The 13875-nt window shown below is 67.6% G+C and carries 13 protein-coding genes; 10 read left to right on the top strand and 3 right to left on the bottom strand.

The features are described 5' to 3' along the window. Window positions 1-64: 64 nt before the first annotated feature. Window positions 65-796, top strand: a complete 732-nt coding sequence (locus DSC45_RS09190) for an HAD family hydrolase (RefSeq protein ID WP_119288924.1) — start codon at window positions 65-67, stop codon at window positions 794-796. Window positions 797-1228: 432 nt separating this feature from the next. Then, window positions 1229-2833 carry an ABC transporter substrate-binding protein gene (locus tag DSC45_RS09185; protein ID WP_119288922.1) on the top strand — a complete coding sequence of 535 codons (1605 nt, stop codon included), beginning with the start codon at window positions 1229-1231 and terminating at the stop codon, window positions 2831-2833. A gap of 122 nt (window positions 2834-2955) precedes the next feature. On the opposite strand, the gene DSC45_RS09180 is transcribed toward DSC45_RS09185, so the two are convergent. Both DSC45_RS09180 and DSC45_RS09175 read right to left on the bottom strand, forming a co-directional pair. After that, window positions 2956-3627 carry a response regulator gene (locus tag DSC45_RS09180; RefSeq protein WP_119288921.1) on the bottom strand — a complete coding sequence of 224 codons (672 nt, stop codon included), beginning with the start codon at window positions 3625-3627 and terminating at the stop codon, window positions 2956-2958. Between the two features lie 14 nt (window positions 3628-3641). Next, on the bottom strand, window positions 3642-4574 hold the full coding sequence (locus DSC45_RS09175) for a RecB family exonuclease (RefSeq protein ID WP_205571285.1): 933 nt from the start codon (window positions 4572-4574) through the stop codon (window positions 3642-3644). Between the two features lie 124 nt (window positions 4575-4698). On the opposite strand from DSC45_RS09175, the gene DSC45_RS09170 reads away from it, so the two are divergent. From DSC45_RS09170 to DSC45_RS09160, 3 genes are all read left to right on the top strand, one after another. Beyond that, the gene (locus DSC45_RS09170; protein ID WP_119288917.1) at window positions 4699-6147 is read left to right on the top strand and encodes a site-2 protease family protein; all 1449 of its coding nucleotides are present in this window, start codon (window positions 4699-4701) and stop codon (window positions 6145-6147) included. A 72-nt stretch (window positions 6148-6219) separates the two neighbouring features. After that, complete coding sequence (locus tag DSC45_RS09165) at window positions 6220-7128, top strand: tRNA (adenine-N1)-methyltransferase (protein WP_119288915.1); 909 nt, start codon at window positions 6220-6222, stop codon at window positions 7126-7128. A 180-nt stretch (window positions 7129-7308) separates the two neighbouring features. Continuing rightward, window positions 7309-7887 (top strand): hypothetical protein, encoded by a 579-nt coding sequence (locus DSC45_RS09160; RefSeq protein ID WP_119288913.1) that lies wholly within the window; start codon window positions 7309-7311, stop codon window positions 7885-7887. A 115-nt stretch (window positions 7888-8002) separates the two neighbouring features. Here DSC45_RS09160 and DSC45_RS09155 read toward each other — a convergent pair whose 3' ends face one another. Next, complete coding sequence (locus DSC45_RS09155) at window positions 8003-8314, bottom strand: ferredoxin (RefSeq protein WP_119288912.1); 312 nt, start codon at window positions 8312-8314, stop codon at window positions 8003-8005. A 254-nt stretch (window positions 8315-8568) separates the two neighbouring features. Here DSC45_RS09155 and arc point away from each other — a divergent pair, with 254 nt between their 5' ends. The 5 genes from arc to prcB all read left to right on the top strand — a co-directional run bounded on the left by arc (window position 8569) and on the right by prcB (window position 13808). Further along, window positions 8569-10335: a proteasome ATPase gene (gene arc / locus DSC45_RS09145; RefSeq protein WP_119288910.1), complete on the top strand. Its 1767-nt coding sequence runs from the start codon at window positions 8569-8571 to the stop codon at window positions 10333-10335. A gap of 234 nt (window positions 10336-10569) precedes the next feature. Next, window positions 10570-12081 (top strand): depupylase/deamidase Dop, encoded by a 1512-nt coding sequence (gene dop, locus DSC45_RS09140; protein ID WP_119288908.1) that lies wholly within the window; start codon window positions 10570-10572, stop codon window positions 12079-12081. A 121-nt stretch (window positions 12082-12202) separates the two neighbouring features. Further along, complete coding sequence (locus tag DSC45_RS09135) at window positions 12203-12421, top strand: ubiquitin-like protein Pup (protein ID WP_119288907.1); 219 nt, start codon at window positions 12203-12205, stop codon at window positions 12419-12421. Between the two features lie 8 nt (window positions 12422-12429). Further along, window positions 12430-13011 (top strand): endonuclease VII domain-containing protein, encoded by a 582-nt coding sequence (locus DSC45_RS09130; RefSeq protein WP_119288905.1) that lies wholly within the window; start codon window positions 12430-12432, stop codon window positions 13009-13011. Further along, window positions 12963-13808, top strand: coding sequence for a proteasome subunit beta (gene prcB / locus DSC45_RS09125; RefSeq protein WP_119288903.1), 846 nt, complete (start codon window positions 12963-12965; stop codon window positions 13806-13808). The genes DSC45_RS09130 and prcB overlap by 49 nt, the downstream gene beginning before the upstream one ends. Window positions 13809-13875 lie beyond the last annotated feature (67 nt).

Genomic DNA, 13875 nt, shown 5'->3' with positions numbered 1-13875 from the left:
CCTCCCGGGTCACACCCCGGGAAAGAGGCGGCCGGCCTTCTCGTCCCTCACGGAGGTGTGCCGCATGACCAGTACGGTCCCCGCAGCCGGAAGCCTTCCCCACGCCCACCGCACCGCCCGGACGGCGCAAGCCGCACCTCCCGGCGGAGCATCCCTCGACGCCGTCCTGCTCGACATGGACGGCACCCTGGTGGACACGGAAGGCTTCTGGTGGGACGCCGAGTGCGAGGCCTTCGCCGGCCTGGGGTACGCCCTCGACGAATCCTGGCGGCACGTCGTGGTCGGCGGGCCCATGACCCGCAGTGCGGGCTTCCTGATCGAGGCCACCGGCGCGGACATCACCGTGCCCGAGCTCACCGTGCTGCTCAACGACCACTTCGAGCAGCGCATCAGCCGCGACGTACCCCTGATGCCCGGCGTCGAACGGCTGCTCGCCGAGCTGACCGAACAGGACGTACCCGCCGCCCTGGTCTCCGCCTCGCACCGGCGCATCATCGACCGCGTACTCGACTCCATCGGCGCTCAGCACTTCCGCCTCACCATCGCCGGCGACGAGGTCGAGCACAGCAAGCCGCATCCCGAGCCCTATCTGCGGGCCGCCGCGGGCCTCGGCGCCGACCCGGTCCGCTGTGCGGTCATCGAGGACACCACGACCGGGGTCGCCTCGGCGCAGGCCGCAGGCTGCCCCGTCGTCGCCGTGCCCTCCGTCGCACCGATTCCGCCCGGTGACGGGCGTACCGTCGTCGCCTCTCTCGAAGAAGTCGATCTCGCCTTTCTGCGGAAGCTGATCAAGTGATGACGGAAAGGCACCCGGGCGTGCACCGAGCGTGTTCCCGCATTGCCGGGTGAAAGGCAGGACAAGGCAAAGCGCACACCAATTGCCGCGCGCGACCGCCGAATTCCGCCCCCATCGCCCGCGATCCGTGGCGTGATTTATGTCACCGAGGCGGCGGAACGCGCCGTCTTGTATGTGTCGCTTGCCCGGTGTGCACGGACCGGGATCATGGGGGCTTGTGTCCCGATTGGTCGACTCCTGCCCCAAACCTTCCCGCGTTCGCATTCCGGTGCGTCACATCCGCTGCCGCTGCGTGATTGTCGCCCAACTCCGGGCGCTGTGAGCACGCGTAGCGATTCGGACTAATGTCATGGCGAGGAAACATGACATTACCCGGAACGCCGACATCACCCCCGTCGGCGGAACGGGATCGGACGTTGGAGAACTTCGAGCATGAACCGCAAGACATTGGTGCTGCCGGCCCTCATAGGCCTGCTCGCCCCGGTGCTCGCCGCCTGTGGTGGATCGGACAGCGGGAGCGGTGACGGCGACGCGATCGTCGTCGGCACCACGGACATGTTCTCCGCGTCGAGCAAGGCCCCGGCGCCCTTCGACCCGGCCGTCGCCTACGACGCGGGCTCCTGGAACATCCTGCGCCAGACCGTGCAGACCCTGATGACCCAGCCCCGCGGCGGAGGCCTGCCCGAGCCCGAGGCCGCGGAGCGCTGCTCCTTCACCGACGAGCGCAGCCAGCGTTACGAATGCACCCTGCGCAAAGACCTGAAGTTCTCGGACAACACCGAAGTCACCGCCGAGGACGTCAAGTTCTCGATCGAGCGGGTGCTCAAGATCCGGGACCAGAACGGCCCCAGCAACCTCCTCGCCAACATCGACACCGTCGAGGTCGAGGGCGACCGCACCGTGGCCTTCCACCTGAAGTCGCCCGACGCGACCTTCCCGCACAAGCTGGCCACTCCGGCCGCCGGCATCGTCGACCCCGACGTCTACGACAAGGACAAGCTCCGTTCCGGCTTCCAGGTCGACGGCTCGGGCCCGTACACCGTCGAGGCCGAGGTCAAGGACAACGAGTTGGTCAAGGCCGTCTTCACGGAGAACCCGCACTACAAGGGCAACCTGAAGCCGAAGAGCGACAAGATCGAGATCCGCCCCTTCGCGGACGCCGATGCCATGGGCAAGGCGCTCAAGAAGGGCGACATCGACCTGATGACGCGCACCATGACGCCGAAGCAGATCGAGCAGCTGGGCAACAGCAGCGACGAGAAGATCGACCTCGTCGAGATGCCCGGCCTCGAGATCCGCTACCTCGGCTTCACCACCACCGCACCCACGGTGAAGAACAAGGCGGTCCGCCAGGCGATGGCCCAGCTCATCGACCGCGGAGAACTCGCCTCCAAGGTGTACGGCAACGCCGCCGAGCCGCTGCAGTCCCTGGTCCCCTCCACGGTCACCGGGCACACCAACTCCTTCAGCAACAAGTACCAGGAGCCCTCCAAGGCCAAGGCCGCCGGCCTCCTGCAGAAGGCGGGCATCGACAGCCCGGTCGAGCTCACCCTGAACTACACGACCGACCACTACGGCGCGGCCACCAAGCAGGAGTTCGAGGTTCTGCAGAAGCAGCTCAACGACAGCGGACTGTTCGACGTCAGCATCAAGGGCACCAAGTGGGACAAGTTCCGTCCCGCGCAGACCGAAGGCAAGTACGACGTCTACGGCATGGGCTGGTTCCCCGACTTCCCCGACGCGGACAACTTCATCGCGCCCTTCCTCGACAAGGAGAACTTCCTCGTCTCGCCGTACCGGAACGACACCGTCCGTGAGCAGCTGATCCCCTCTTCGCGCCGCGAGGCCGACCGACTGGCCGCCTCCAAGGACATCGAGCGGGCGCAGGACATTGTCGCCGAGGACGTGCCGGTGCTCCCGCTCTGGCAGGGCAAGCAGTACGTCGCCGCCCGCGACGACATCACCGGTGTCGAGTGGGCCCTCAACTCCTCGTCAAACCTGCAGCTCTGGGAGCTGGGACGCGGCGTCGGAGAGTGACCCGGCGGCGCATCGCGCCGAACGCACGAGGAGGGCCGGCCCCGTCCAACGGGGCCGGCCCTCCTCGTCATGCCACTGCTGCGGCGACCGGGCCGGCGACGGTACGCCCCGGCCCGGCGCCGTCACTGGGCGCCAGGACGCACCAGGCCACTCTCGTACGCGTACACGGCCGCCTGCACCCGGTCCCGCAGGCCGAGCTTCGTCAGCACATGGCCCACATGCGTCTTGACCGTCGTCTCACTCACGAACAGATCCGCCGCGATCTCCGCATTGGACAGGCCGCGCGCCACCAGCTTCAGCACCTCGACCTCACGCTCGGTCAAGGTGTGCAGAGTGTCCGGCACCGGCTCCTCGCCGGACGGCAGATGGCCCGCGTACTTGTCGAGCAGCCGGCGCGTGATGCTGGGAGCCAGCATCGCCTCGCCCGACGCCACCACCCGGATCGCCTGCACCAGCTCGTGCGCGGGCGCGTCCTTCAGAAGGAAACCACTGGCCCCCGCCTTCAGCGCCTCCACCACGTACTCGTCCAGATCGAACGTGGTCAGCACGAGGACCTTCGCCGGACCGTCCCGGCCGGGACCCGTGATCTGCCGGGTCGCCTCCACTCCGTCCATCCGAGGCATACGGATATCCATCAGGACCACATCTGGCTGCAGCGCACGGACCTGATCGAGCGCCTGCAGACCGTCCCCCGCCTCACCGACGACCGCAAGATCCTGCTCGGCCTCCAGGATCATCCGGAAGCCGGTACGCAGCAGCGGCTGGTCGTCGACCAGCAGGACGCGGATCGCCACGACAATCTCCTTCGCTAGACCGGCCCCATTCTGCCCTGGGCCCCTCCCGCGGACTCGGGCGGCCCGACCGGAAGCGGATACGGCGGGGGAGTCCCGCCGAACTCGGGACAAACCGCGCGATGATCGCACCAGCCGCACAACTTGGTGCGCCGCGGCCGCCAGTCACCCGTCTCCGTCGCCACCCGGATCGCGTCCCACAACGCCAGCAACTTCCGCTCCACCCGCTCCAGATCCTCCACCCGCGGGTCGTACGTCAGCACATCACCGCTGCCTAGATACACCAGCTGCAGCCGACGCGGCACCACACCCTTCAGGCGCCACACCACCAAGGCGTAGAACTTCATCTGGAACAGCGCGCCCTCCGCGTACTCCGGCCGCGGCGCCTTGCCCGTCTTGTAGTCCACGATCCGGACCTCGCCCGTCGGCGCCACATCGACCCGGTCGATGACGCCGCGCAACCGCAGACCCGAATCCAGCTCCGCCTCGACGAACAACTCACGCTCCGCCGGCTCCAGCCGCGTCGGATCCTCCAGCGTGAACCAACGCTCCACCAACGACTCCGCCTGCCCCAGCCAGCGCGCAAGCCGCTCACCCGGATCCGCCCCCGACTTCTCGCCGCCGCCCTCCGCCGCGCCCTCACCGTCCGCAGCCTCCTCGGCGAACAGCTCCGCCAGCTCGGGACGAGCCTCGCGCAGCCGCTCCCACTGCCCCGGGATCAACGCCTTCGCGTGCGGAGCCGTCCGCTCACCGGCAGGCGCGTCGAACAGCCTCTCCAGGACCGCATGCACCAGCGTGCCCCGCGTGGCCGCCTCGCTCGGCTTCTCCGGAAGTTTGTCGATCACACGGAAGCGGTAGAGCAGCGGACACTGCATGAAGTCGCCCGCGCGCGACGGAGACAGGGACGCCGGGCGCGCGGCGCCCAGCGCGGCGTCGGTGCTGGTGTTCATGCGGAAGACCCTACGACCCGCCACTGACACCAGCCGCATACCATCGACGGCAGACCCCCTCGCACCGGGTCACGCGCCCGCGCGTGCGCCCGGCGGCGGGGGAAGCATCGAACGAGGGGACATCGTGGACGAACGCGGCGGGAGCGGACAGCCGCAGTCCGGCACCGGCGAAGCCGACCCGGTCACCACCGAGGAGGCGACGCCGGAGCAGCCGCACGACCGGGCCCCCGACCGGGACCCGGCACAGCCACCGGCGCACGACCAGCACACCGGGCCCACCGAAGAGCCGGCGGCCCACCCGCCCCACGACCGGGCAGCGCCGAACCCCCAGGCCCCGGGCGACCAGCACCACGACAACCCCCAGGCGGCCGACGAGAACCCGAACCAGCAGCCCGGGCCCAACCCCAAAGCCAAGCGCCGCGACCCCGGCGGCGGCTTCCTCATGGGCCGCCCCTTCGGCGTCCCCATCTACGTCGCACCCAGCTGGTTCGTGGTCGCCGCCCTCATCACCTGGGTCTTCGGCGTACAACTCGAGCGCATCCTGCCCGAACTCGGCGCCGTCCGTTACCTCATCTCCCTGTTCTTCGCCGTCGCCTTCTACGCCTCCGTACTCGTCCACGAACTCGCCCACACCGTCGCGGCCCTCCGCTTCAAGCTCCCGGTCCGCCGCATCCAACTCCAGTTCATCGGCGGCGTGTCCGAGATCGAGAAGGAATCCGAGACCCCCGGCCGGGAGTTCATCCTCGCCTTCGTCGGCCCGCTGCTCTCCCTCGTACTCTCGGGCCTCTTCTACCTCGGCATGCAAGCCGTCGAACCCGGCACCGTCCCCGGCGTCCTGCTCGCCAGCCTGATGTTCTCCAACCTCATCGTGGCCGCGTTCAACCTTCTGCCCGGCCTGCCCCTCGACGGCGGCCGCATGCTCCGCGCCGTCGTCTGGAAAATCACCGGCAAGCCCATGACCGGCACCATCGCCGCCGCCTGGGTCGGCCGCGCCCTCGCCATCAGCGTCCTCATCGGCCTGCCCCTGCTCACCCAGTCCGGCAAGATCGGCGCCGACGCCATGGACGGCGTCGGCATGGACACCATCACCGACGCCCTACTTGCCGCGATCCTCGCCGCCATCATCTGGACCGGCGCCGGCAACAGCCTGCGCATGGCCCGGCTCCGCGAACACCTCCCCGAACTCCGCGCCCGCACCCTCACCCGCCGGGCCGTCCCCGTCGAAGCCGCCACCCCTCTCTCCGAAGCCCTCCGCCGCGCCAACGACGCCGGTGCCCGCGCCCTCGTCGTCGTCGACCCCCACGGCGACCCCCTCTCCCTCGTACGCGAAGCAGCCATCGTCGGCGTACCCGAACACCGCAGGCCCTGGGTCGCCGTCAGCGGCCTCGCCCAGGACCTCACCGACGGCATGAAGGTCTCGGCCGAACTGGCCGGCGAGGAACTCCTCGACACCCTCAGAGCCAACCCCGCCACCGAATACCTCGTCATCGAGGCCACCGGCCAGATCTACGGCGTACTCTCCACCGCCGACGTGGAACGCGCCTTCGTCAAGGCCATGGCCCGAAACGGCTGACCCGCAACCGCCCCGAGCCGCCCCCACCCCACGTGGTCGGAGCCCCGGCACAGGGCCGGTAGGCTGGACGCCATGTCCGAACCGACCGGCGCCGCCCGCCGCCGCGGGCCCTTCAAGGTCGGGGACCAGGTCCAGCTCACCGACCCCAAGGGACGCCACTACACGTTCACGCTCGAAGCAGGGAAGAACTTCCACACCCACAAGGGTTCCTTCCCGCACGACGAGCTGATCGGTGCTCCCGAGGGCAGTGTTGTCCGAACCACCGGGAACGTGGCCTACCTGGCCCTGCGCCCCCTGCTCCCCGACTACGTCCTGTCCATGCCCCGCGGCGCCGCCGTGGTCTACCCCAAGGACGCAGGCCAGATCCTGGCCTTCGCCGACATCTTCCCCGGCGCACGCGTCGTCGAAGCGGGAGTGGGCTCCGGATCCCTCAGCAGCTTCCTGCTCAGGGCCATCGGCGACCACGGCATGCTGCACAGCTACGAGCGCCGCCAGGACTTCGCGGACATCGCCGAACAGAACGTCCAGCGGTACTTCGGCGCCCCCCACCCCGCCTGGCAGCTCACCGTCGGAGACCTCCAGGACAACCTCAGCGACACCGAGGTCGACCGCGTCATCCTCGACATGCTCGCCCCCTGGGAATGCCTCGAAGCGGTCTCCAAGGCGCTCGTGCCCGGCGGCATCGTCTGCTGCTACGTCGCCACCACCACCCAGCTCGCCAGGACCGTCGAGTCCATCCGCGAGATCGGCTGCTTCAACGAGCCGAACGCCTGGGAATCGATGATCAGGAACTGGCACATCGAGGGCCTCGCCGTCCGCCCCGACCACCGCATGATCGGGCACACCGGCTTCCTGCTCACCGCACGCCGCCTCGCCGACGGCGTCGAGCCGCCCATGCGCCGCCGCCGCCCCTCCAAGGGCGCCTACGGCGAGGACTACTCCGGTCCGAACGCCGACGGCGGCACCCCCCGGAGCACCTGACCCCACAACAACCGGCTCACTCAACGCCCGGCCGCCGCCGCGCAGTTCTCGCCCCACAGCGAGAACTCCGCGACGGCGGCTTTTCGTTGCGAACCCGGACCCCAACGTTCCACCTCGATGTGAGGTATGGCACGATGCTGGCCACCCCCACCGGCACAGCCCTCACAGGAGACCCTCCTCGTGCAGCACCCCGCCGTCCCGGAGCTCGCCCACACCCGTACCCGCCCCATCCACTGGCTCGCGACAGCCGTCGCCGTGGCCGCCGTCGTCGCGGCCTCCTCCTTCGTACAACCCCGCGACGCCACCGCGGCTCAGAGCGGCAGCCCCGAAACGGCCGCCGCACCGGCCCCGGCCGCCGCCGCACCCGACGCCGACAGCGTCCACTACCCACTCGAGTGCGGCACCGCCGAACCCGAGATCACCGACCGGGCCACCGGAGACCTCGACGGCGACCAGCGGCCGGAAACCGTCGCCGTCGTCCGCTGCAAAGCCGGCTCCGGCACCCCGCCCCACGGCATCTACGTGATCACCCAGCCGCACACCGGCGAACCCCGCATCGTCGCCACCCTCGTAGACCCGAAAGAACGCCTCACCGTCACCGACTTCGAGGTCCACGACGGCACCGTCGAGGCCACCCTCCTCGGCTACTCCGCACCCACCGTGCCCAGCTGCTGCCCGGACACCCGCGAAAAGGCCGGATGGCAGTGGAAGGACCAGTCCTTCGTACGGTCGCAGCAGTCCGCCGCCAAAAGCGTCTGACCCACCCGCACACAGCCGAAGGGCCCGGCTCCCCACTCCGCCAGGAGCAGGGAACCGGGCCCTTCGCACACCTACACGGCGTCCCGGACCAGAGGCCCGCGACCCGGACGCGAACCTACGGAGCGTCCGGCCCGTAGACCTCGACACTGTCCGAAATGCGCCGGACATGAATACAGTCCCCCGGGCACTCCTTCGCAGAATCCGCCACATCACGCAACAACGGAAGCGGCACCCGAGTCGTGGCACCCGGATCCTGCAACAGCTCGTCGTCGCCACTCTTCACATACGCCAAGCCATCGATATCGAGCTCGAAGACCTCCGGCGCGTACTGCGCACAGATGCCGTCGCCGGTGCAGAGGTCCTGGTCGATCCAGACCTCCAGTTCCTCACCGGTCTCGCCGGAAGAGGCCTCGTGCGTCACGGTCATGTCTCCTGCCATTTCTCACGTCGTGCGACACCGACACGGTACAAGTCGGGCCAGCCCTGACGGGTGTTGAACGTTCCGACGATACAACCGCCCGCTTTCGGATGTTGTTCGGTGGGTATTGAGCTGGCAGGAGGGGCTACGCAAGGGTGAAGATCGGACACAGCCCGTCCCTGTTTTTGATCTAGGGGTTTCAATCAGCACCGGCCCAGGTAGGGTCAGGAAGCGTCCAGCTCCCCTTGGAGGAGGTGAGGACCGTGGCAGCCCACGACGACGACATGAACCGCGGCATCCGCCCGGGTCGAGGGTCCGAAGACCCTGCCGGTCAGATTGCCTATCTCGAGCAGGAGATCGCCGTCCTGCGACGCAAGCTCGCCGACTCTCCGCGACACACGAGGATTCTCGAAGAGCGGATCGTCGAGCTGCAGACCAACCTGGCCGGAGTGTCCGCCCAGAACGAAAGACTGGCGAACACACTCCGTGAGGCCCGCGACCAGATCGTGGCCCTCAAGGAAGAAGTCGACCGGCTCGCGCAGCCGCCCGCCGGCTTCGGCGTCTTCCTCACCGCCAACGAGGACGGCACCGCCGACATCTTCACCGGCGGCCGCAAACTCCGCGTCAACGTCAGCCCGAGCGTCGAGCTCCCCGACCTCAGGCGTGGCCAGGAAGTCATGCTCAACGAGGCGCTCAACGTGGTCGAGGCCATGGAGTACGAGAGCGTCGGAGACATCGTCACCCTCAAGGAGATCCTCGAGGACGGCGAACGAGCCCTGGTCGTCGGACACACCGACGAAGAACGAGTGGTCCGCCTCGCCGAACCACTCCGCGACGTCACCATCCGCCCCGGCGACGCCCTCCTGCTCGAACCCCGCTCCGGCTACGTCTACGAGGTCGTACCCAAGAGCGAAGTCGAAGAACTGGTCCTCGAAGAGGTCCCCGACATCGACTACAACAAGATCGGCGGCCTCGGCAACCAGATCGAACTCATCCGGGACGCCGTCGAACTCCCCTACCTCTACCCAGACCTTTTCAAAGAGCACGAACTCCGGCCCCCCAAGGGCGTCCTCCTCTACGGCCCGCCCGGCTGCGGCAAGACACTCATCGCCAAAGCCGTCGCCAACTCCCTGGCGAAGAAGGTCGCAGAAGTCACCGGACAGCCCGCAGGCAAGAGCTACTTCCTGAACATCAAGGGACCCGAGCTCCTCAACAAATACGTCGGCGAAACCGAGCGGCACATCCGCCTCGTCTTCCAGCGCGCACGCGAGAAGGCCAGCGAAGGAACCCCCGTCATCGTCTTCTTCGACGAGATGGAATCCCTCTTCCGCACCCGCGGATCCGGCGTCAGCTCGGATGTCGAGAACACCATCGTCCCGCAGCTGCTCGCCGAGATCGACGGCGTCGAAGGCCTCGAGAACGTCATCGTCATCGGCGCCTCCAACCGCGAGGACATGATCGACCCCGCGATCCTCAGGCCCGGCCGACTCGACGTCAAGATCAAGATCGAGCGCCCCGACGCCGAAGCGGCCAAGGACATCTTCACCAAGTACCTGAAGTCGTCCCTGCCCCTCCACTCCGACGACCTGGCGGAGCACGCGGGCGACCGCGACTCCACCTCCCAGGCGATGATCCAGTCCGTCGTCGAGCAGATGTACGCCGAATCCGAGGAGAACCGCTTCCTCGAAGTCACGTACGCCAACGGCGACAAGGAAGTCCTCTACTTCAAGGACTTCAACTCCGGCGCCATGATCGAAAACATCGTCGGCCGCGCCAAGAAGATGGCCATCAAGGCCTTCCTCGAGCAGAACCAGAAGGGCCTCCGCGTCGCGCACCTCCTCCAGGCGTGCGTCGACGAATTCAAGGAGAACGAGGACCTCCCCAACACCACCAACCCCGACGACTGGGCCCGCATCTCCGGCAAGAAGGGCGAACGGATCGTCTACATCCGTACCCTCGTCACCGGAAAACAGGGCGCAGACACCGGACGCTCCATCGACACCGTGGCCAACACCGGCCAGTACCTGTAAAACACAGGGCGGCTGCGGGTGCCCCCGGCGGGCACCCGCAGCCCACTGCTTTCCGGGACCGACCAGAGCCGCAGCAATGACTGAATTGACCTGCCCACCAGCGCAAAGCCGTTCTAGGCTCATCCCTACCGCCGAGTCGCGCAGTGCGGGGACGGGCACCGCACACGCACCGGAGAACCAGCGGTACTTGAGCGCCGCTCCCGAACAGGAGCGCCGCCGGGCAAGGAGGGCCGCATGACCGTACGGCGAGTAATGGGCATCGAGACCGAGTACGGCATCTCCGTACCCGGACACCCCAACGCCAATGCCATGCTCACCTCATCCCAGATCGTCAACGCCTACGCGGCGGCGATGCATCGGGCACGACGCGCCCGATGGGACTTCGAGGAAGAGAATCCGCTCCGGGACGCCCGCGGCTTCGACCTCGCACGCGAAACCGCCGACTCCAGCCAACTCACCGACGAAGACATCGGCCTCGCCAACGTCATCCTCACCAACGGCGCACGCCTCTACGTCGACCACGCCCACCCCGAGTACAGCTCCCCAGAAGTCACCAACCCCCGCGACGCCGTCCTCTGGGACAAGGCCGGCGAACGCATCATGGCCGAAGCCGCCGAACGGGCCGCACAACTCCCCGGCGCTCAGCCCATCCACCTCTACAAGAACAACACCGACAACAAGGGCGCCTCCTACGGCACGCACGAGAACTACCTGATGAAGCGGGAAACCCCCTTCTCCGACATCGTGCGCCACCTCACCCCCTTCTTCGTCTCCCGCCAGGTCGTCACCGGCGCGGGCCGCGTCGGCCTCGGCCAGGACGGCAAGGAGCACGGCTTCCAGATCAGCCAGCGCGCCGACTACTTCGAAGTCGAAGTAGGCCTGGAGACCACCCTCAAACGCCCCATCATCAACACCCGCGACGAACCCCACTCGGACGCGGAGAAATACCGACGCCTCCACGTGATCATCGGCGACGCCAACCTCTCCGAGCTCTCCACCTACCTCAAACTCGGCACCACCGCCCTCGTCCTCTCCATGATCGAGGACGGCTTCATCAACGTGGACCTCGCGGTCGACCAGCCCGTCCGCACCCTCCACGAGGTCTCCCACGACCCCAGCCTCCACCACCTCATCACCCTCCGTAGCGGACGCACCCTCACCGCCGTCCAACTCCAGATGGAGTACTACGAGCTCGCCCGCAAATACGTCGAGGAACGCTACGGAGCCGACGCGGACGAACAGACCCGAGACGTACTCCACCGCTGGGAAGACGTCCTCACCCGCCTCGAAACCGACCCCATGAGCCTGTCGGGCGAACTCGACTGGGTCGCCAAACGCGAACTCATGGAGGGCTACCGGCGTCGCGACAACCTCGAATGGGACGCCCCGCGCCTCCACCTCGTCGACCTCCAGTACGCCGACGTACGCCCCGACAAGGGCCTCTACAACCGCCTCGCCGCCCGCGGCAAGATGCAGCGCCTCCTCGACGAGGAAACCGTTCAGCGGGCCCAGAGCAAGCCGCCCGAGGACACTCGGGCCTACTTCCGCGGCCGCTGCCTCGAGCAGTACGCCGACGACGTCGCAGCAGCTTCCTGGGACTCGGTCATCTTCGACCTCCCCGGCCGCGACTCCCTCCAACGAGTACCGACCCTCGAACCGCTACGCGGAACGCGTAACCACGTGAAGGCCCTGCTCGACCGCTGCAGGACAGCGGAAGAGCTGGTCCGCGTGCTCTCCGGCGGCTGAAAGCCGGCCGGCGGGGGAATCACAGAGGTGGGCCTCGCACGTTGAGAAAGTGCGAGGCCGATGTCGGACCCCGGCTATAGGGTCTGATCAAGAAACGTCGACACCGAGCGGGGTGAGGTACATGGCGACCAAGGACACCGGCGGCGGACAGCAGAAGGCGACGCGTTCCACCGAGGAGACCGAGGAGCAGGTCGAGGACGCGGCCGTCTCCGAGGACCTCAAGGAACGCCAGGAGAAGCTGGACGATGACGTGGACTCGGTTCTGGACGAGATCGACGATGTCTTGGAGGAGAACGCCGAGGACTTCGTGAGGTCATTCGTTCAAAAGGGTGGACAATAACCACGTATATGAACGGGAAGAAGTGCTCGGCATGTCAGCAGGTGCTACCGGTCGGGGCTTTCGCGAAGAACAAGTCCCGGCCGGACGGCCTGCAGGTCAATTGCCGTGAATGTGCCGCCGAGTACTACCGGCGCCGTCAGGAGGCTCAGGGGAAGACCGTCCGGGTCAAGGTCTACGTCCCGGAGGGCCACAAGCGTTGCCCCCAGTGCGAGCAGACCAAGCCCCACTCCGAGTGGGAGCGGAACAAGTCGTCCTCGGACGGGTGGGCGAGTTACTGCCGCAGCTGCCGTGCTGAGCGCAATCGCGTCGCCTACTTCCAGCGCAAGTACGGCTTGAAGCCCGAGGAGTTGGAGGCCCTGCTCGCGGAGCAGCACGGCGTCTGCTGCATCTGTCTCTCGGCTCCTGCCGAACATGTGGATCACGACCACGAGACGGGTAGGGTCCGTGGCATGTTGTGCTTCAGCTGCAACGCTGCGCTGGGGCAGTTCAAGGATCGACCGGACGCCATAAGGCGCGCGGCCGCATATCTGGAAGGAAACTCGTGGAAGCCAATCCTCGTAGCACCGGGCGTCTACCAGCTGCCTTCCTGACGCCGGGGTCCTCGTCGTTCGTGGACTTCCTGTCGGATCATCAGCCGGAGATGTTGCCGGGCAATCGTCAACTGCCGCCTGTGAAGGGCATGGTGGAGGCGCCGCACGGCACGACGATCGTGGCGACGACTTTCCCCGGGGGCGTGGTGCTCGCCGGTGACCGTCGGGCGACGATGGGGAACATGATCGCGCAGCGGGACATCGAGAAGGTGTTCCCGGCCGACGAGTACTCGGCGGTGGGTATCGCGGGTACGGCCGGCCTGGCTGTGGAGATGGTGAAGCTGTTCCAGCTGGAGCTGGAGCACTTCGAGAAGGTGGAGGGTGCGCAGCTCTCGCTCGAGGGCAAGGCGAATCGTCTGTCGACGATGATCCGGTCGAATCTGGGCATGGCGATGCAGGGTCTTGCTGTGGTGCCGTTGTTCGCGGGTTTCGACGTGGATCGGGGCAGGGGCCGGATCTTCTCGTACGACGTGGCCGGTGGCCGGTCGGAGGAGACGGGCTTCGCGGCGACGGGTTCGGGTTCGGTGTTCGCCCGTGGGTCGATGAAGAAGCTGTTCCGGGAGGATCTGTCGGAGGAGCAGGCGACGACGCTCGTGGTGCAGGCCCTGTACGACGCGGCGGACGACGATTCGGCGACAGGTGGTCCGGATCTGGCTCGGCGGATCTATCCGGTGGTCACGGTGATCACGGAGAGTGGTTTCCGGCGGCTGGGTGAGCAGGAGTCGCAGGAGCTGGCTCGGGCGATCACGGATCGTCGTATGCAGCAGCCGGACGGTCCGCGTGCGGAGCTGCTCTGACGTGGCGGTTGCGGTAGCGGTTCTTCAGTTGCCCGCCGGGTTGCCGGAGGGGTTGTTCACGTCACTG

It is taken from the genome of Streptomyces sp. YIM 130001, from assembly GCF_003574445.1.
Lineage (GTDB): Bacteria > Actinomycetota > Actinomycetes > Streptomycetales > Streptomycetaceae > Streptomyces.
The sequence above is the reverse complement of the archived record's forward strand: the minus strand, read 5'-3'. Positions and strand labels throughout refer to the sequence as shown.

Coding starts and splice junctions, on each gene's coding strand:
- DSC45_RS09135 (WP_119288907.1), top strand. CDS start 12,203: ATGGCGACCAAGGACACCGGCGGCGGACAGCAGAAGGCGACGCGTTCC.
- DSC45_RS09155 (WP_119288912.1), bottom strand. CDS start 8,314: ATGACCGTGACGCACGAGGCCTCTTCCGGCGAGACCGGTGAGGAACTG.
- dop (WP_119288908.1), top strand. CDS start 10,570: ATGACCGTACGGCGAGTAATGGGCATCGAGACCGAGTACGGCATCTCC.
- DSC45_RS09185 (WP_119288922.1), top strand. CDS start 1,229: ATGAACCGCAAGACATTGGTGCTGCCGGCCCTCATAGGCCTGCTCGCC.
- DSC45_RS09165 (WP_119288915.1), top strand. CDS start 6,220: ATGTCCGAACCGACCGGCGCCGCCCGCCGCCGCGGGCCCTTCAAGGTC.
- DSC45_RS09190 (WP_119288924.1), top strand. CDS start 65: ATGACCAGTACGGTCCCCGCAGCCGGAAGCCTTCCCCACGCCCACCGC.
- DSC45_RS09175 (WP_205571285.1), bottom strand. CDS start 4,574: ATGAACACCAGCACCGACGCCGCGCTGGGCGCCGCGCGCCCGGCGTCC.
- DSC45_RS09130 (WP_119288905.1), top strand. CDS start 12,430: ATGAACGGGAAGAAGTGCTCGGCATGTCAGCAGGTGCTACCGGTCGGG.